The sequence below is a fragment of the Bartonella sp. MR110HLJHH genome, from assembly GCF_042194225.1.
GTDB lineage: Bacteria > Pseudomonadota > Alphaproteobacteria > Rhizobiales > Rhizobiaceae > Bartonella > Bartonella grahamii.
Genome location: NZ_JBHIMQ010000010.1, coordinates 21627 through 41200, shown reverse-complemented (window position 1 = coordinate 41200; position 19574 = coordinate 21627). Strand labels below are relative to the sequence as shown.

At 34.6% G+C, this 19574-nt stretch carries 17 protein-coding genes; 11 read left to right on the top strand and 6 right to left on the bottom strand.

Translation table 11 applies throughout. The features are described from left to right. The first annotated feature begins 78 nt into the window (after positions 1-78). Positions 79-1207, top strand: a protein-coding gene (prfB, locus tag ACFIKB_RS06920; protein WP_015856374.1) for a peptide chain release factor 2 whose coding sequence is annotated in 2 segments (ribosomal slippage) — positions 79-147 and positions 149-1207 — 1128 coding nt in all. Because the reading frame shifts where the segments join, the coding sequence is not laid out codon by codon here. Positions 1208-1543: 336 nt separating this feature from the next. Here the strand turns inward: prfB and ACFIKB_RS06915 are convergent. From ACFIKB_RS06915 to ACFIKB_RS06905, 3 genes are all read right to left on the bottom strand, one after another. Beyond that, a complete protein-coding gene (locus ACFIKB_RS06915; protein WP_375636110.1) occupies positions 1544-2029 on the bottom strand; it encodes a peroxiredoxin in 486 nt (161 codons plus the stop codon). Between the two features lie 186 nt (positions 2030-2215). Continuing rightward, entirely contained in the window at positions 2216-3469 is a 1254-nt protein-coding gene (gene tyrS / locus ACFIKB_RS06910) for a tyrosine--tRNA ligase (RefSeq protein ID WP_375653124.1), read from the bottom strand. Between the two features lie 315 nt (positions 3470-3784). Next, positions 3785-4465 carry an alpha/beta hydrolase gene (locus ACFIKB_RS06905; protein WP_015856377.1) on the bottom strand — a complete coding sequence of 227 codons (681 nt, stop codon included), beginning with the start codon at positions 4463-4465 and terminating at the stop codon, positions 3785-3787. 161 nt (positions 4466-4626) lie between these two features. Here ACFIKB_RS06905 and ACFIKB_RS06900 point away from each other — a divergent pair, with 161 nt between their 5' ends. From ACFIKB_RS06900 to ACFIKB_RS06855, 10 genes are all read left to right on the top strand, one after another. Then, a complete protein-coding gene (locus ACFIKB_RS06900) occupies positions 4627-5772 on the top strand; it encodes a cysteine desulfurase family protein (RefSeq protein WP_015856378.1) in 1146 nt (381 codons plus the stop codon). Between the two features lie 192 nt (positions 5773-5964). Continuing rightward, positions 5965-7476 (top strand): Fe-S cluster assembly protein SufB, encoded by a 1512-nt coding sequence (gene sufB / locus ACFIKB_RS06895; protein ID WP_015856379.1) that lies wholly within the window; start codon positions 5965-5967, stop codon positions 7474-7476. 158 nt (positions 7477-7634) lie between these two features. Continuing rightward, positions 7635-8390, top strand: coding sequence for a Fe-S cluster assembly ATPase SufC (gene sufC / locus ACFIKB_RS06890; RefSeq protein ID WP_375636107.1), 756 nt, complete (start codon positions 7635-7637; stop codon positions 8388-8390). Between the two features lie 11 nt (positions 8391-8401). Then, a complete protein-coding gene (gene sufD, locus ACFIKB_RS06885) occupies positions 8402-9664 on the top strand; it encodes a Fe-S cluster assembly protein SufD (RefSeq protein WP_375644837.1) in 1263 nt (420 codons plus the stop codon). A gap of 10 nt (positions 9665-9674) precedes the next feature. After that, positions 9675-10913, top strand: a complete 1239-nt coding sequence (locus ACFIKB_RS06880) for a cysteine desulfurase (RefSeq protein WP_375644836.1) — start codon at positions 9675-9677, stop codon at positions 10911-10913. Further along, the gene (locus ACFIKB_RS06875) at positions 10913-11314 is read left to right on the top strand and encodes an SUF system Fe-S cluster assembly protein (protein ID WP_375644835.1); all 402 of its coding nucleotides are present in this window, start codon (positions 10913-10915) and stop codon (positions 11312-11314) included. The genes ACFIKB_RS06880 and ACFIKB_RS06875 overlap by 1 nt, the downstream gene beginning before the upstream one ends. An 83-nt stretch (positions 11315-11397) precedes the next feature. Continuing rightward, entirely contained in the window at positions 11398-11589 is a 192-nt protein-coding gene (locus tag ACFIKB_RS06870) for a hypothetical protein (protein ID WP_375644834.1), read from the top strand. Between the two features lie 6 nt (positions 11590-11595). Next, positions 11596-13038, top strand: a complete 1443-nt coding sequence (locus tag ACFIKB_RS06865) for a site-specific DNA-methyltransferase (RefSeq protein ID WP_375644833.1) — start codon at positions 11596-11598, stop codon at positions 13036-13038. A 21-nt stretch (positions 13039-13059) separates the two neighbouring features. Next, positions 13060-15810, top strand: coding sequence for a DEAD/DEAH box helicase (locus ACFIKB_RS06860; RefSeq protein WP_375653122.1), 2751 nt, complete (start codon positions 13060-13062; stop codon positions 15808-15810). A gap of 443 nt (positions 15811-16253) precedes the next feature. Further along, a complete protein-coding gene (locus ACFIKB_RS06855) occupies positions 16254-17129 on the top strand; it encodes a COG2958 family protein (protein WP_375653120.1) in 876 nt (291 codons plus the stop codon). Between the two features lie 570 nt (positions 17130-17699). Here ACFIKB_RS06855 and sodC read toward each other — a convergent pair. The 3 genes from sodC to ACFIKB_RS06840 form a co-directional block, all read right to left on the bottom strand. Then, positions 17700-18227 (bottom strand): superoxide dismutase [Cu-Zn] SodC, encoded by a 528-nt coding sequence (gene sodC / locus ACFIKB_RS06850; protein ID WP_375653118.1) that lies wholly within the window; start codon positions 18225-18227, stop codon positions 17700-17702. Between the two features lie 213 nt (positions 18228-18440). Continuing rightward, positions 18441-18797 carry a hypothetical protein gene (locus ACFIKB_RS06845; RefSeq protein ID WP_375653116.1) on the bottom strand — a complete coding sequence of 119 codons (357 nt, stop codon included), beginning with the start codon at positions 18795-18797 and terminating at the stop codon, positions 18441-18443. Then, a complete protein-coding gene (locus ACFIKB_RS06840) occupies positions 18775-19119 on the bottom strand; it encodes a hypothetical protein (protein WP_015856389.1) in 345 nt (114 codons plus the stop codon). Before ACFIKB_RS06840 ends, ACFIKB_RS06845 begins: the two co-directional genes overlap by 23 nt. Between the last annotated feature and the right edge of the window lie 455 nt (positions 19120-19574).

Genomic DNA, 19574 nt, shown 5'->3' with positions numbered 1-19574 from the left:
CCTCACAGCAGCTATCGAATTTGTATAAAATTCTAGAGACATAACCAGAAAGAGTGTTAAAAAATATGGTGTTAAATTATGCGAGCAGAAATAGAAACATTAGTTGATGAAATCCAGAAAGCAATTCAATTGCTAAGGGGGCATCTTTGACTGGGATCAATCACTAAAACGTCTCGAATATCTTAATCAAAAAGCGGAAGATCCGTCATTATGGGATGATGCACAACAAGCACAGGATATGATGCGTGAGCGTCAACGTCTTGATGATTCAATCAATGGTCTTTTATCATTTACAAAAACACTTGAAGAATGCATTGAGCTTATCGCGATGGGCGAAGAAGAAAGTGATGTTGAAATTATCGCTGATGCAGAAAATTCAATACGTAATCTTAAAAATGAGATAGATAAAAGGCAAATTGATGTACTTCTTTCAGGAGAGGCGGATCCGAATGATACCTATTTAGAAGTTCATGCTGGAGCAGGGGGAACAGAAAGCCAAGATTGGGCTTCTATGCTCTTACGTATGTATATGCGCTGGGCTGAACAGCATGAAATGAAGGTTGAAATTTTAGAAATTCATGATGGAGAAGAAGCAGGAATAAAGTCAGCGACTATTCTTGTAAAAGGGCATAATGCTTATGGAATGTTAAAAACAGAATCAGGCGTTCATCGCTTGGTGCGGATTTCTCCATTTGATTCGAATGCAAAGCGCCATACCTCTTTTGCAAGCATTTGGGTTTATCCAGTTATTGATGACAATATTGAAGTTGATGTTTCAGAGGCAGATGTGCGTATTGATACATATCGTGCATCGGGAGCAGGAGGACAACATGTTAACACGACAGATTCCGCTGTTCGCATCACACATATAAAAACGGGTATTGTTGTTCAATGTCAAACAGAGCGTTCTCAACATAAAAATCGCGCTACGGCTTGGTCGATGTTGCGTGCACGGCTTTATGAAGAAGAGCTTAAAAAAAGAGAAGAAGAAACCAATGCTGCTGAATCTTCTAAAACAGAAATCGGATGGGGACATCAAATTAGATCTTATGTTCTTCAACCCTATCAGCTTGTCAAAGATTTGCGTACAGGGATTGAAAATACGGATCCACAATCCGTACTGAATGGTAATTTAGATGCATTTATAGAGGCAGCACTCGCACGGCGCATTTATGGACAAGACAAAGAAATTGAGGATATTCGTTAATTATATATCCTTCCTTCAAGCCATGTAGATTTTTTTCTTAAGTTGTTTGTTTTATTGATGTTGTGATATTACGATAGTTCTTGATACTTTAAAGGTTCAAAGAGGGATTTTCTTGTTCCTTTCTTCAATTTTTTCTCACACGCCAATCCTGCTTATGATATTGCAAGTGATAGAAAGCTGAAATAAGAAAAATTTGCGATATTCGGAGGACTAATATAAATATAAAACAATTCATTATCCTTATAAATCAATATATTGTAAAAATTGAATCCATTGAAAAACTAAAATCAATTCGGAGGATGACTTTTGCTTTTTAAGATAAATCAAACACTCAATTTATAAGTTAGCGTTATGATGTAAAAGTGTTGCAGTAGCTAAAACATTTTCAGCATGCCCAGATACGCTTACTTTGCGCCATTCTTCTGCTATTATTCCATTTGCATCAATTAAAAAAGTGCTCCGTTCAACACCCATATATTTGCGTCCATACATGCTTTTCTCAACCCAAACACCATAAGCTTCGAGGGTTGTTTTTTCTTCATCAGAAACCAAGATGACATCAAGTTCATATTTTACTTTAAATTTATCATGTTTTTTTACATTATCTGGAGAGATTCCAATAACAGCAACACCAATTTCATCAAATTTCATCTTTAATTTTGTGAAATCAAGTGCTTCGCTTGTGCAACCGCTGGTGTCATCTTTTGGATAAAAATATAAAACAACAGGTTTTCCTTTAAAGTCAGAAAGACATACTGTCTCTCCTCCATCGCGAGGCAAATTAAAATCAGGAGCAAGAGCACCTTTCATTGATCTTGTCATTGTTTTCATCTTTCTTGTGTAATAAGTATAAGATATCAGAGTACACAGAAGAAAAGAACTATTCAACTCTCTAGAATATTATTGTTTTTAAGAGACCTTTATTTTCCTAACAAAACTCGCTCTATCACAACGATTGGATTGAAAGAACAAGATCGGCGTGAACAACATAAACAAAACAACAAAAGATTATACTGGTTTTATCACAATATGTTTTTTCTTACCGAAAGAAAGCTTAATGATTCCTTCCGCACTGACATCCCCTTCAATAATAAGATGTGTTTCATCCTCAATAATTTGATCATTTACACGTACACCTCCACCTTGAACGTGTCGGCGTGCCTCACTATTAGATTTAGCGAGTCCTGCTTGTACTAAAAGAGTGAGCAATCCAACACCTTTTTTTAATTCTGAGGCATTAATTTCAACAGTTGGAAGATTTTCTCCCAGAGTTTTTTCTTCAAACGTTTTGCGAGCAGTCTCTGCTGCTGCATTGGCAAGAGCACGTCCATGCAACATTGCTGTAACTTCTGTTGCAAGAATTTTTTTTGCTTCGTTAATTTCTGTCCCTTGTAGTACAGAAAGTTTAAGAATCTCATCCATTGGCAATGGGGTATAGAGCTTTAGAAATCGTGTTACATCAGCATCTTCTGTATTGCGCCAATATTGCCAAAATTGATAAGGTGAAAGCATATCCGCATTCAGCCATACAGCCCCATTCAATGATTTACCCATTTTGGCACCGGAAGAGGTTGTCAACAATGGTGATGTTAACGCATATAATTGTGGTGTTCCTAAACGATGCCCTAATTCGATTCCGTTAATAATGTTGCCCCATTGATCAGAGCCCCCCATTTGCATACGCAACCCATAACGTTTATAAAGTTCAACAAAGTCATAAGCTTGCAGAATCATATAATTAAACTCTAAGAATGACAAAGAGTGCTCACGCTCAAGTCTGAGTCTGACAGAATCAAATGACAACATACGGTTGACAGAAAAATGTTTTCCCACATCACGCAAAAATTCTAAGTAGTTTAAATTGCATAACCATTCAGCATTATTCACAATACAAGCATCAGTTTCTCGGTCACCGAATGTCAAATAGTTAGCAAATACCTTTTTAATACCATCGATATTTGCAGCAATATCATCTTGTGTCAGAAGACGTCGCGCTTCATCTTTGAAGGAAGGATCACCGATTAATCCGGTTCCTCCACCCATTAAAGCAATGGGACGATGACCCGTTTTTTGTAACCAATAAAGCATCATAATCTGAAGAAGACTTCCAGCATGTAAACTCGATGCTGTTGGATCAAATCCAATATAAGCGCTTACAGTTTCTTTTGAAAAAAGATCATCTAAGCCTTTTTCATCTGAAATTTGGTGGATAAAACCACGTTCGCTCATAATGTGTAAAAAATCAGATTTAAAGGCAAACACAGATTCAATTTCCTAATTTTAAGAGTGCATTCATTTCATATAATAGGTGATTATATAATGAAGCGTTATCTATCATAACTGATGCACACATCACAAGAGAAAGAGACATATTGATAATATAAAGATAATAATACAAGGTATTATTATCTTTATACGCTAAAAACAGACTTCTCAGTGATAGAAAAAAAGCATTCTGTTATTCTCATTTCTATCCTGAAATAAAATTTAGAAAAGTTTTAAATACAGACTAAAAAAATTATTTTGTTATGATCAGAGACGACTTTTGCTGATTTTTTATAAATCTATCGTGTTTTCCTAAGTTAGAGAAAGTATTTCAGGAGGAGGAGCGAGAAGTTCATTGGTGATATGGTTATCCAAATAGTGGGCACATCGTTCAATAAGTTCTTCATGACATCCACTGAAAAAGTGATTAGCCTCTTCCAATATTTCTTGTGTGATGATGATACCTTTTTGTGTTTTCAATTTATCGACAAGTATTTGAACATCTTTTGGGGGGGAAACTTTATCGATACCGCCATGAATGATAAGTCCAGAAGAGGGACAAGGTGCAAGAAATGAAAAGTCATAAACATTAGGCTGAGGGGCAACAGAGATAAATCCCTCAATTTCCGGTCGGCGCATTAAAAGCTGCATACCAATCCATGCTCCAAATGAATATCCTGCGACCCAACAATTTTTAGAGTCTGGATGTTGTGTTTGCACCCAATCGAGAGCAGCAGCAGCATCTGAAAGTTCTCCTATTCCATAATCAAATTCACCCTGACTACGACCAATACCACGAAAGTTAAAACGTAAAGTTGTAAAGCCACGTTGTTGGAACATATAAAAGAGGTCATAGACAATTTTATGATTCATAGTTCCACCAAATTGGGGATGAGGATGCAAAATGATCGCAATGGGTGCATTTTTTTGTTGTGAAGGTTGATAACGCCCTTCGAGCCGACCCGCGGGACCGTTAAAAATAATTTCTGGCATAAAATGCTCCTTAAATGCAATAAAAGGCTTTCATTGACCTTGGTCGACTTTTACCATAGAATCTCTTAAATAATTATTAGATATTCTTTTTTTAGTGCACTTTTCAAGAAAATTGCGCTATTTTTTTAATCAATTCATAAGATTAATGATTGCGATGTAAAATGGTTATAAGACGCCGATATTTTGATCATAACGCAACAACACCGCTCAAAAAAATGGCACGGATGGCGTTAGTGGAATCTTTAGAGATATTTGGTAATCCATCATCGGTTCATAAGGAAGGGCGTGCGGCTAAAACCTTGTTGCAAAAGGCACGTCGACAAATCGCTGAAAATCTTAAAACAGATCCAGATCACGTGGTATTTACCTCTGGTGCGAGTGAAGCAGCGATGACTTTGTTAACACCCTTTTACAATATGGGGAATGCAAAAGTTCAATTTTCTCATCTTTACCTTGGAGCGACTGAACATCCCTCTGTTGCAGAGGGAGGGCGTTTTTCTAAAGAATTGATAAGCGTCATTGCTGTTGATCAAGATGGGCTCATTCAACAAGATAAATTAACATCACTCTTAACGGTTCACGATAAAACAAAAGGTTTACCTCTTGTTGCTATTCAAGCTGCAAATAGTGAAACGGGTGTTATTCAACCGTTAACAGAAATCGCCGCTATTGTTCGGGATTTAGGAGGTACTCTTATTGTTGATTTGACACAATATGTCGATAAAAATTTCGTGGATATTAATCAGCTAGGAGGAGATTTTTTTATACTGTCTGCACATAAAATTGGTGGTCCTAAAGGAATAGGTGCTTTTGTTTCATGTGGTAATCTTCTTATGCCACAACCTCTTATTATTGGGGGAGGACAAGAAAAAGGTCTCCGTGGAGGAACAGAAGCATTGCCCCTTATTGCTGCTTTTGGGGCAGCAATGGCTGATTGTTTCACACAGGAAGAAATAAAACAGTTAATATATTTACGCAATAAATTAGAAGATGGACTACAAAAAATAAGTAAAAATGTTGAAATTTTTGGCAAAAGAGTTCAACGTTTGCCAAATACAACTTACTTTACCGTGAAAAATATAAAAGCTGAAACGATGCAAATTGCTTTTGATTTAGAAGGGTTTTCTATATCATCCGGCTCGGCTTGTTCTTCGGGAAAAGTAAAACAAAGCAAAGTGTTGGAGGCAATGGGGTATCATGTTCCAAATGGTGCCATTCGCATTTCGCTAGGGCGGGACACAACTTCTGAGGATATTGATGATTTTCTATCGTTTTTTTCTCAAATTATAAGCAAGAAAAAAGGGTAAGATTTATCATCAGAAAGTTATAAAATTAGAATTATTTTAAAAATAAGATAAGTTTGATTGAAATTTTTGCACTTTACCTATAGCCTAGGAAATAACTTGCTACTTTAATCTTGTAAAAAAACAAGACTTTTAGTTACCGGTTTTTGACGCCAATAGTTACCGGTTTTTGACGCCAAAAAATGGAGAAAATTGATGCCGGCAGTACAAGAAACAATACGCCAAGTACGTGAAATAGATGTTGACCAATATAAATATGGTTTTGAAACCAATATTGAAACAGATAAAGCTCCAAAAGGCTTAAATGAAGATATTATCAAATTTATTTCTGCTAAAAAACATGAGCCTGAATGGATGCTAACATGGCGCTTAAAAGCTTACCGACGTTGGCTGACAATGCAAGAGCCTCATTGGGCGCGTCTTGAATATCCTAAAATTGATTTTCAGGAGCTTTATTATTATGCTGCTCCAAAAAATCATACAGGACCAAAATCTTTGGATGAAGTGGATCCTGAGTTATTAGCAACGTACGAAAAACTTGGCATTCCCCTTAAAGAACAAGAGATTTTGGCAGGAGTAAGAAAACAGTCTGATCCCTCTACTTTCGATGACAGTATGTCTGTATCGGGGCAGGTGGCTGTTGATGCAGTCTTTGATTCTGTTTCTGTTGTAACAACATTCAAAAAAGAGCTGGCACGTGCTGGTGTGATTTTTTGTTCTATTTCAGAGGCGATTATTGAACATTCTGAGCTTATTAAGGAATATTTAGGAACAGTTGTACCTATAAGTGATAATTATTATGCGGCCTTAAATGCAGCTGTCTTCACAGATGGTTCATTTGTTTATATTCCCAAAGGGGTTCGTTGTCCTATGGAGCTTTCAACTTATTTTAGGATTAATGAACGCAACACTGGCCAATTTGAACGAACATTGATTATCGCCGCTGAAGATTCCTATGTTTCTTATCTTGAAGGGTGTACAGCACCCCAACGTGATGAAAACCAACTTCATGCGGCTGTCGTTGAACTTATTGCCCTTAAAAATGCAGAGATTAAATATTCTACAGTACAAAACTGGTATCCTGGCGATAAAGATGGAAAGGGCGGTATTTATAATTTTGTGACGAAGCGTGGAGATTGTCGAGGTGATAGCTCTAAAATCTCATGGACACAAGTTGAGACTGGTTCTGCGATTACTTGGAAATATCCATCCTGCTTACTCCGTGGTGATAATGCGCGTGGAGAATTTTATTCTATTGCTGTTGCAAACGGTCATCAACAAATTGATTCCGGTACAAAAATGATTCATTTGGGAAAAAATACATCCAGTCGTATTATTTCCAAGGGCATTTCTGCAGGTTTTTCAAATAACACTTATCGAGGACAAGTTACAGCACATCGAAAAGCACAAAATGCGCGTAATTTTACGCAATGTGATAGTTTGTTAATCGGAAATGATTGTGGTGCGCATACAGTTCCTTATATTGAAGCAAAAAATGCAACAGCTCAGTTTGAACATGAAGCCACAACATCAAAAATTTCTGATGACCAACTTTTTTATGTTATGCAGAGAGGAATTCCCGAAGAAGAAGCTATCGCATTAATTGTAAATGGTTTTGTAAAAGAGGTCATTCAAAAACTTCCCATGGAATTTGCTGTCGAAGCACAAAAGCTTATTGGTATCAGCCTTGAAGGTAGTGTTGGATAATTTATTGTAATTAGATAAATAGAAGACTTGATGTAAAAGGGCTGTAACAGTAGCAAATAATGCTAAAAATGACCTCTATGGTAATTACAAAAGTAGATGGATGCTAAGGCAAAATAATACGCATTGGTATCTGAAAACAGCCAAAACAGGATTAAATTATGTTAGAGATAAAAAAATTGCACGCCCGTATTGCTGGGACCGATACAGAAGTTATTCGTGGTTTAAACTTGACAGTTCAAGATGGAGAAGTTGCCGCTATCATGGGACAAAATGGAGCCGGAAAATCAACTTTGTCTTATTTGCTTGCTGGTCGTGATGATTATGAAATAACAGAAGGAGATATTCTCTATAATGGAAAATCGCTTTTAGAAATGGATCCAGCAGAACGTGCTACATATGGTGTTTTTCTTGCATTTCAATATCCAATGGAAATACCAGGGGTAGCAACGATGGAATTTTTAAAAGTTGCGATGAATTCTCAACGCAAAGCGCGTGGTGACAAAGAGCTTAAAATTCCTGAATTTATAAAATGTGTTAAAGAAGTTTCAGCCAAACTTGAAATAGATATGGATATGCTAAAGCGTCCATTAAATGTAGGTTTTTCAGGTGGAGAAAAAAAACGCGCTGAAATTTTACAAATGGCACTTCTTGAACCTAGACTTTGCATTTTAGATGAAACGGATTCTGGTTTAGATATTGATGCATTAAAAATTGTTGCAGATGGTGTTAATAAACTTCGGGATTCAAAACGTTCATTTTTGGTGATTACCCATTATCAACGGCTGCTTAATTATATTATTCCTGACACGGTACATGTTCTTTATAAAGGACAAATTATCAAAAGCGGAGATAAATCCTTAGCGCTTTATTTAGAGCAAAATGGGTATGCTGATCTTATCAGGGAAGCGGTTTGAGGTTATTGAATATGAATACACAGCAAAACTTGTTAGCAGTTGAAGAAAATATACTCAGTAATTTCAATCAGTATGTAAACGACTTACCTGGTGATAAAGCTGTACAGGAAATCCGCAAGAAAACTATTGAGCAGTTTCAAACAACACGGCTTCCTTCCCGTAAAATCGAAAGCTGGCATTATACCAATCTGCGTACCTTACTGAAGTCTATTAGCAATTTTTCAAAAGTTCAAAACAATCAATTGGTTGATTCTTTGCTTTCAGAAAGTGCTGTTTTCTCCATAAACAATGGAAAAACATCGATAGAGTCAAAGGTAGATAATATTACAGTAAAACGCCTTTCAGACGCATTAGAAGATAATTCTGTACAGATAAATCAAAACATTTCTGATGAGGATTTTATTGGACAGTTAAATACAGCTTTTGTTACAGATGGTTGGCTTTTTCACATCCCTGAAAATACAAAGTTAAATATACCCATTGAATTACAAAATATACAAATGGGGGGACAGTCTCATATTTTTTCGGATATAAAAATTGATAAAAATAGTCAAGTTATGTTTATTGAACATCAGATTGGCAATGATAAAGATACCTTTATCAGTTCAATATTTTCATTAAATGTTGCTGCTGATAGCGATGTTACGTGGATTCTCATTCGCAATCGTGATTTTAATTCTACACAATTTGGTCGATTTTGTGCTGTTCTTGATCAAAGAGCGAAGTTATCACTTTATGTCATTAATATAGGGAGCCAATTAAATCGCCAAGAAGTCGATATTGAATTACAGGGAGAAGAATCTGATTTTCAATTACGCGTTATAAATTTATTATCAGGACAAACACATAGTGATCTTACAATGACTGTTCGTCACGTGGAAGAAAAATCAACATCAACCGAAATTATACGCAATGTGGTCACAGATAAGGCTGTTGGTGTTTTCCAAGGAATAATACGTGTGTCTCAAAAAGCGCAAAAAACAGATGCACGCATGGCTTGTAATAGCCTTATTCTTTCAGATGATGCAGAATTTAATGCAAAGCCTGAACTGGAGATTTTTGCTGATGATGTTGCATGCGGTCATGGTGCAACAGTTGCTAATATTAATCATGATTATCTTTTTTATCTTATGGCGCGTGGTATCCCATTTAAAACGGCTCGTGCACTTTTGATTAAAGGATTTATCTCTGAGCTCATTGATGAGATCAAGCAAGATAATATTCAAATTGCTTTGGAGAATATCATTAGTAAATGGCTTGAAAAAAATGTTTAAGGTAGAAAAAATGGAAAATAACGTAAAAACATTTACTTATAATGTCGAAGAAATTCGGCGTGATTTTCCTCTTTTGCACCATCAAGTTTATGGAAAGCGATTAGCATATCTTGATAGTAGTGCTTCTGCCCAAAAACCAATGTCAGTACTCAATGCAATGAATAATTATTATCACTATAGTTATGCTAATGTGCATAGGGGAATGTATTTTTTAGCCAACATAGCAACACAATCATATGAAAATTCTCGTGAAACCGTTCGTGTTTTTCTAAATGCTCAAAAAGCTGAAGAAATTGTTTTTACGAAAAATGCAACAGAAGCTATTAATACCGTTGCTTATGGTTGGGCTATGCCCAAACTCAAAGAAGGTGATGAGATTGTTCTAACGATCATGGAACATCATTCAAATATTATTCCTTGGCATTTTCTCCGTGAACAAAAAGGTGTTAGACTTATTTTTGTTCCTGTCGATGAAAATGGTGTTCTGCACATTGAAGATTTCCAAAAGGCTTTAAGCAAAAAAACGCGGCTTGTTGCTATAACGCATATGTCCAATATATTAGGAACTGTGCCTCCTGTTAAAGAGATTATTAAGCTAGCACATCAAAATTCTATTCCTGTTCTTGTTGATGGTTCTCAAGGAGCAGTACATTTAACCGTTGATGTGCAAGATCTCGATTGTGATTGGTATGTCTTTACAGGTCATAAGCTTTATGGTCCCACTGGTATTGGTGTTTTGTATGGTAAGGAAGATAGATTAGAAGAAATGCGTCCTTTTCAAGGAGGAGGGGAAATGATCGAGGAGGTAACAACCGATAAGGTTTTTTATAATGCTCCTCCTTACCGTTTTGAAGCAGGCACTCCTCCTATTGTTGAAGCTATTGGATTAACTGCGGCTATTGATTATATACAAGAGAAAGGTCGTAGCACGATTCATGCCCATGAGAGGTCCCTTTTAGCTTATGCGCAGGAAAAACTTAAAACTGTTGAGTCATTGCGTATTTATGGTCATTCTCCCAATAAAGGAGCTATTATATCATTTACAATTGAAGGGATTCACGCCCATGATATCGCTATGTTTATTGATAGAAAAGGAGTTGCAATACGCGCGGGAACCCATTGTGCACAGCCTTTATTACAGCGCTTTGGTCTAACATCTATTTGTCGGGCATCGTTAGCCATGTATAACACTCAAGAAGATGTAGATCAATTAGTAGAAGCATTGAAAGAAACAAGGACATTTTTTTAATGGCTGAATCAATTGAAGAGCGTCATTCTACAGAATCTGTTGAAACTGTAAGCGAAAATAAAAAGTCTTATGTATCAGCGATTCCAGCAGATGAAATTGATCGTATGACGAATGATATTATTGCTGCTCTCAAAACAGTTTATGACCCAGAGATTCCTGCTGATATTTATGAGCTAGGACTGATTTATCGTATTGATATTGAAGATGATCGTTCAGTAAAAATTGAAATGACTCTTACAGCACCGGGATGTCCTGTTGCTGGTGAAATGCCGGGGTGGGTAGAAAATGCAGTCAGTGCAGTTGAAGGGGTTTCGTATGTTGAAGTCATTATGACTTTTGATCCACCATGGACACCTGATTGTATGTCAGAAGAAGCTCAAATTGCTGTCGGATGGTACTAAAAATATTGTTAAGAGACTCTAATTTAGCCATTCATGAATAAGCTGTTTACTTTTCACAAGCGTTTAAATTTAAGGACAATCGCATGAGTTATAATAAACAAAAATTAGAACTTAACTGGATTGGAAAAGAAAAACGCCCAAAACTAGAGCCTCGTATCTTATTAGAAGATCTTGAAAAATCTTATCACGCTTCGCATCAAATATCATCCCAAGATATTTTTGATAATAAACTTATTTTTGGTGACAATTTGCTCGCACTCAAAGCGCTTGAATAAGAATATATGGGGAAGGTAAAATGCATCTATATCGATCCACCTTATAATACAGGCAATGCCTTTGAACATTATGAAGATGGTTTAGAGCATTCCCTATGGCTAAGCCTTATGAGAGACAGGCTAGAATTGTTACATCATTTACTGGCAGATGATGGAAGTATCTGGATATCAATTGATGATGACGAGCAAGCTTACCTTAAAGTGTTAATGGATGAAATTTTTGGTCGAAAAAATTTTATAAACAATATCATTTGGCAAAAAAAATATGCTCCACAAAATGATGCAAAGTGGCTTTCAGACAACCATGATTTTGTAATGGTTTATGCTAAAGATAAAACTGTTTGGCGCCCTCAATTGCTTCCTCGTTCAAGCGATATGGATGCGCGCTATAAAAACCCTGATAATGATCCTCGCGGTCCTTGGAAATCTGGAGATCTATCCGTAAAAAGAGTGACGCTTAAGGACATTTATGAAATCATCACACCTTCTGGACGCAAGGTGATGCCCCCTAATGGTAGAAGTTGGGCTATGAATGAAAAAAAATTCTTTGAATTATTGAAAGATAATCGTGTTTGGTTTGGTCCAACAGGAAGTAATGTTCCTTCTATGAAGCGTTTTTTATCAGAGGTAAAAAATGGTATGGTTTCAATGACCATTTGGCCTTATCAGGAAGTTGGCCATAATCAAGATGCAAAAAAAGAAGCCAAAGTCTTCAATTCTGATAGTGTCTTTACAACTCCTAAACCTGAGCGTTTAATGGAACGCATTATTCAACTTGCCACTAATCCCGGTGATCTTGTACTGGATTCTTTTGCTGGTTCTGGCACAACCGGTGCTGTTGCCCATAAAATGGGAAGAAAGTGGATTATGATTGAACTTGGTGAGCATTGTCACACCCACATTATCCCTCGTTTAAAACAAGTCATTGATGGAACTGATCAAGGGGGAATTTCCAAAAGTGTCAATTGGCAAGGTGGCGGTGGATTTCGCTATTATCGCCTTGCACCTTCTCTGTTACAAAAAGATCCATGGGGACAATGGATTATTAGTCGCGAATATAATGCTGCGATGCTTTCAGAAGCAATGTGCAAACATATGGGATTTACCTACGCACCTGATGAAAATCATTATTGGATGCAAGGGTATTCAACCGAAACAGATTATATTTATGTCACAACAAGCGCTATGACCCATGAACAACTCCGTATAATGAGTGAAGAGGTAGGCTCTCATCGCACGTTGCTGATTTGTGGTACAGCCTTTGATACAAAATCAGCATCCTTTGAAAATCTGACACTCACTAAAATCCCCCGTGCAGTATTAGAAAAATGCGAATGGGGAAGGGACGATTACAGTTTAAATGTAGCCAATCTTGAACCAGTGATTGTGGTAAAAGAAAACAACAAAAATAAAGATATTGTGCAAGCAGAATTAGATTTATTTGAATAGTATATAAAAGCGGAGTTTTTCATGAACACTATTGAAAAAAGGATTTCTGCTCGCTTATCGTTACGTGATCCTCAACGTGAATCTTTAAATATTTTGGTAAAAATCTTAGAAAATATAGAGCTTTCTAAAAATGCTGATTTGGTTGCAGAGTTAGAAGTGATAAAAAATCTTTATCCTTCTGTACAAGATTTTGAACGAAACTTTCCCTCTTTTTGTTTTGCCTTAGCAACGGGGGTTGGGAAAACGCGACTTATGGGTGCTTTTATCAGCTATCTTTATTTAACAGGTCGCAGTCGCCATTTTTTTGTTTTAGCGCCAAATTTGACTGTTTATGAAAAGTTAAAACAGGATTTTAGTCCCCAAAGTCCGAAGTATGTTTTCAGTGGAATGAGTGAATTTATTGCCAATAGACCCGTTATTATTACAGGTGAAGATTATGAAAGTGGTAAAGGTATTCGCGCTAATGAACACTATTTTCAAGGACAAAAGCGTTTGTTTGAGAATAGAGATACGGCTTTTATCAATATTTTTAATATTTCTAAAATTAATACAACAGATAATAAAAAAGGCGCACTAAAATCTAGTATGCCGAGGATTAAACGCTTACAAGAGACAATTGGCGAAAGTTATTTTGATTATCTCGCAAATCTTCCTGATTTAGTTTTGTTAATGGATGAAGCACATCGTTATCGTGCTTGCGCTAGTGCGACGGCAATTAATGAGTTAAAACCTGTTTTAGGAATAGAGCTTACAGCGACACCAAAAACAATAGGTGCAAAACCCGTAGATTTTAAAAATGTTGTTTACAGCTATTCACTTGCAGAGGCTATGAGGGATGGTTTTGTAAAAGAGCCTGCTGTTGCTACGCGTAAAGATTTTCAACCTCAAAATTATACATCTGAGCAATTAGAACATATCAAATTACAGGATGCAATTCATGCCCATGAAAATGTGAAAGCAGATTTAGTTGCCTATGCCAAAGATTATAACAAAAAGTTCATTAAGCCTTTTATTTTAGTTGTCGCTCAAGATACAACTCATGCACAAAAACTACGGAATTTATTGGAATCAGATGATTTTTTTTCAGGTACCTATAAGGGAAAAATTTTAGAGATTCATACAAAACAGTCGAATATAGAAGAAGACCAAAATATTCAAAAGCTTATTGCAATTGAAGATTCTCATGAACCAACAGAAATTGTTATTCACGTTAATAAATTAAAGGAGGGGTGGGATGTTACGAATCTTTATACTATTGTACCGTTGCGTGCATCGGCTTCAGAAATTTTAACAGAGCAAACAATTGGGCGCGGATTGCGTTTGCCTTATGGGTATAGAACAGGCGTGGAATCTATTGATCGTTTAACAATTATTGCGCATGATCGTTTTCAAGATATTATTGATCGTGCAAACGATCCAAACTCAATTATAAAAAAGCATATTGAGATTGGAAGAGGGGGGGATGTACCCTCTGAAAAGTCAGATATTGTGACGGTTCCATGTCAAGTAGAAGCTTTATTGATGCAAACGATGGTAACACGTAATTCCGATATAAATGGAGCATCTGATTTACAAGGTATCATATTACGTAATACAGATTCCCCTACATTAACGCCTGAAGAGCAAGAAATTGCAGCGATCGCGTGGGATCTTATCAAAGAGAATGATAAATTGCCAAGTTCTCAAATGCTTTATTCTGCACCGATACAAGAAAAAATTGCTAATAAAGTTATGAATATTAAGCCTTCATCACAAAAGTCTCTTGTATCAAAAGTGGTTACAATTTTGACAAAAGAATTAGCAGAATTGATGATAGATATTCCCAATATTGTATTCATACCTTCGCGTGACGTGACTTATGGTTTTTCTGATTTCGATTTGAAAAATCTAGAAAGCTTAAATTTGCAACCTGTTAGTAAAGAACTTTTAATTCGAGAATTGCGTACCCATAAAAGTATTTTTCTCACTTCTAAGAATGAATATGTCAAAGAGCCTTACCTTGAAAACTACATCATTCGTGGTTTAATTGATAATGATTTTATCGATTATGATAGCCATACGCTCTTATTACGAAAATTAGCTGGTCAGATGGTAGAACATTTCCGATCTTATTTACCCAATGATACAGCTGTTGAAAACGTATTAATTCACTATCAGAATAAGCTTACTAATTTTATTGTTACGCAATTAAGAGAACATCAATGGGAAACGCAAAAAGATTATGAGGTTAAAGTGACACTAGGTTTTACAACTTTAACACCTATCCATTATGTGTTGCCGCAAGGGACGTCTCCTCTTGATTTTCGTAATATTCCTGCCATTAAAAGCGATATTAAAAAACTTGTATTCAGCGGCTTTAGAAAATGTTGTTATCCTTTACAAAAGTTTGATTCAGTAGAAGGGGAATTACGATTTGCTCAAATATTAGAGGATGATGTACAAGTATTGAAATGGATGAAACCCGCTCGAGGTTTTTTCAAGATAGAATATGATAAAGGATCAATCTATGAACCGGACTTTGTTGTAGAAACGAAGGATGCCAAATATCTTTGTGAGCCTAAAAAAACCTCTGAAATGCAAAATCCTATTGTGTTAAAAAAGAGAGAAGCTGCAGTTCAATGGTGTTGTCATGCAACGCGCTATGCGGCTACTTCTGGCGGTAAAAAATGGTATTATATTCTTATTCCCCATGATGCTATTAAAGCAAATAGTAGTTTTGAAGGTTTGTGTGCAGAATTTACCATTGCAGAATCTATACTTGAGAGCTCATAACATTTCGTTTCAAAAATAAAACACATAAGTTTTTTAATTGACCGATGTGAGGTCCAATCAAATGTTTGAATAATTATTTTTAATTTTTTGCACTATTGCACCATTAATTTAAAAATATTAGGGGTTTCTTAAATCATAAAATTAATATTTTTTTCTAACAACATTAAAATAAAAGGAAAAATGTATAGAAAAGTTACACAAGATTATGATTTTTTATGGGGATTTTTAGCACATTTACAATTTTTGATAAAAGTACAATCTTACTTTCCTTATGTGAAAAGATCTTTGAGTTTATAGTCACAAATTTAAAAAAATATTTTAATTTCATTGGGTAATTTTATAAATATGCTTTTTTTAAAAAACTTAAATATTTTATTGTTCTTTCATTTAAAAAACCTGAATATAATGAAATATCTGGAGGGTGAAAGGGGAAATTTTTTCATATGACTTTGAATTTAACAAATACTGTTTTTAATTTTTTAAAGAAAAACCCGACAAAAAAATTTACAGCTCGAGAAATTGCTCAATGGATATTTGAAAATTACCCAGAAAAATGCCGTCAAAAACAAAAGCATTCAACGGCAATAATTACTCCCCTTAATAGTGATGCAGCTCTTATTCAGCAAATTGTTGCTGAAATAGGAGCAGGACGCCCTCAGTTACAAAAACGTTATTCAGAAATTAAAACCACTGAAGGACGACCACGGCAATATTATTTTACTAAACAAACAGATAGTGCTGAAATTGATGCAGTAGAGGACATTGATGCAGCAGAGGACAATGCAAAGAGTAGAACAGAAGATGGCTCTGTTAAAGAGCATGATCTTTATCCGTTATTATCTAAATTTTTATGGTCAGAGCTTGCAGTTTACAGCAAGCGCATTAATGAGAAATGTTCTCGTAATAAACATGGTGCAGGCGGAAATAAATGGCTTTATCCAGATCTCGTAGGAATGCAAGATTTAAGCAGTGAATGGAATCGTTCAAATTTACGAAAAGCATTTTTTCAAACAGTTAGTAATTCGTCATGGGCTAATTTAAGTTATTTAGTTGCTAGTGAAATTGAAGGAGTTGATACATTAAAAGAGCTTCGAATGCTTTCAAGTTTGCATGGAGTTGGATTTATAAGACTTAATAAGGAAAACTCTTCCGAGAGTGAGATTTTAATTCCTGCCAAAGAACGTAGTGATATTGACTGGGATACTGCTAATAGACTAGTGGAGGAAAACAAAGACTTTCTTGATTATATTAAGCTCATTCGTCAATTTTATCAAACTGGCGAGATGCGTCCACTAGACTGGGATCATATGTATCCATGAGAGGTATTTTAAAAAAGACTCTATTGTTTAAAAGCCTTTTTTTCAGAGTGATAAAAAAATACTCTAACTATTTTATTTGACTTATTATATTGATATAATATATTGATTTATAATGATAATTATTCATTTGTTTTAAACTTAAATGAGGGGGGTAAATATCCTAGCATTCAATCTTTTAAGACCACCTTATATTGATATTGTATCAATCAAAATTGTTTGCATGCATCTCATGAGTGGGCTTGAGTAGGGGAAGAGTAAAAATTCCGTTTTAGACCCGTTCTATTTTGTACGTGGGGCGTAATTCTATTAGATACTAGACTTAATAATTATAATTTATTACAAATTTGATATTTTAGAAAGTGAAATTCAATTTTCTTGCTTTGTTTACATCAAACATTGAAAATATTACTTCCTCATATTGAAGTCTTCTTACGGAGAATTTATACCACTATTTCTTTAATTTCCATTGTTATTCGTTTTGATTATTATTAAGTTTTTTGTTATCCAAATTAAACATTCAAAAAACTTTACTCTTATAAAATATTCACACAGTTTGCCAGAATATTCTCTTTATTTTTCAATAATACCGCACGCCAAACGCGCACCACCTCCGCCAAGCGGTAATGGTTTGTCTGATTGATTATCTGCTCCTAAATGAATGACTAAAGAGTGCCCTTTAATTTCAGAGATTTTTTTTAATCGTGGAGCAAGAACGCTCATCATAGCATACCCTTGCTTATCAACATAAAGTGCTGGTAAATCACCAAGATGACCATTGACATTATAAGGTCCTAAATGTTTTCCGGTATGTTCCGGATCATAATGTCCACCTGCGCTTCCACCAATTATGCCATCTTTTGTATCACATGAAGGATTTACATGTATATGAAAACCATGCATCCCTTCTGATAAAGTAGATAAATTAGGGATGAAAATCAAACCGTATGTGTTTTCTTCAATTTTAATGCTACCAATAGCCTTTTTGGAATTATTATATTCTAATTTATAAATATTTACTTGTGTTGATAGTGCTAATGCAGAATTTTTATGAATTAAAAATTCCATAAAAACCAATAATGATAATAATATTTTTTTCATAAAATTCCTTTATACTTATATTTAAATAAATTTTATCTATAAAAATAATCTATATTATTAAATATATATGATTGTATTAAATTGAAATTTAAGAAAAATAATTTACATAGAAATATTATTTCATTTATAACACGATAATTATTTCATCAAAAACAGAACATATAATTTGTTGATGACTTAATTATTTTTCATAGAAAAAATGACGAAAAATTTTTATTCATTATGAAATTTATAAGAGAAAGAATTATTATGATTCATATAAATTTCCCATAAAATACAGCATATACCGACACTTCCTCCCATTCCTGATCCTATCAGTGTTCCTATTATCATTCCGGCAGAAAGTGCTACTCCTATACCCATTGCGATAACTGGACCAAATCCTGGAAGAGCAATATAACCATAAGTTGCAAGAGTTGCTGCGATAGCTCCTGATATGCTACCATTTAAACCGCCAATGAAAGCAAATTCTTTAATAGAATGGCAGCACTTTTTTAATTTTTTTTCCTTACAGCTATGAACAAAAACGTTGCTGTAAGTTTTAAAATCAATCATATTTTTTTCTTTCATTTTGAATGCTAACTGTTCCTGAATAGTCAACGGATACGAAAAAATGGGACTTTTTAAATTTTACTAAAGCACGCCAGATGCCTTTGTCATCTAAACGCAATCGTTTAATATTCTCAAAACCATTTTGCATAAGACAATTTTTAACTTGTGAAGCAGTAAATGAGTTCTGACCTATTTTAGTGACATTTTGAGTAGAGCTATAGGTAAAGGCTTGACAATAAGGAAGATGAAAAACCTCACTGATTGAAGTAGTGACTGTCAACGAGACACATACAATCATTATAAAAAAAATACTTAATTTCAAAAATTTATTTAGTTTCATCTTGTCACCATTTGTTGAAACAACACTTCATTAACCTCTGTGTTACTAACAAGTTCCCAAGATGATTTTATTTTTAATAATATACTTAATGATAAAAAATTTTGAAACTCTATTGATTAAATAAAAATGTTTTTTATTATTTATTTTCTTATTAAAATTAATGTTATAAAATAACTATTTCAAAATGGTATTATTTTTCATTTGCTTTATAGTGTAAAATTTAACAGACATGATTTAGCAAGATATCTTTACAATTCCATTTGTAGTCTATAATTAACTTAATTATTATGCTTATTAGTTTTTTATCTGTAATTTTGATATTATATACAAATATATAAGAAATATATTTATTATAATTATTTTTTTCTTATTTTATATTAGTATGCTAAATATATATAATAATTTTTAATAAAAAATGATGTATAGTACTACTAATTTTACATGTTTTATTACAA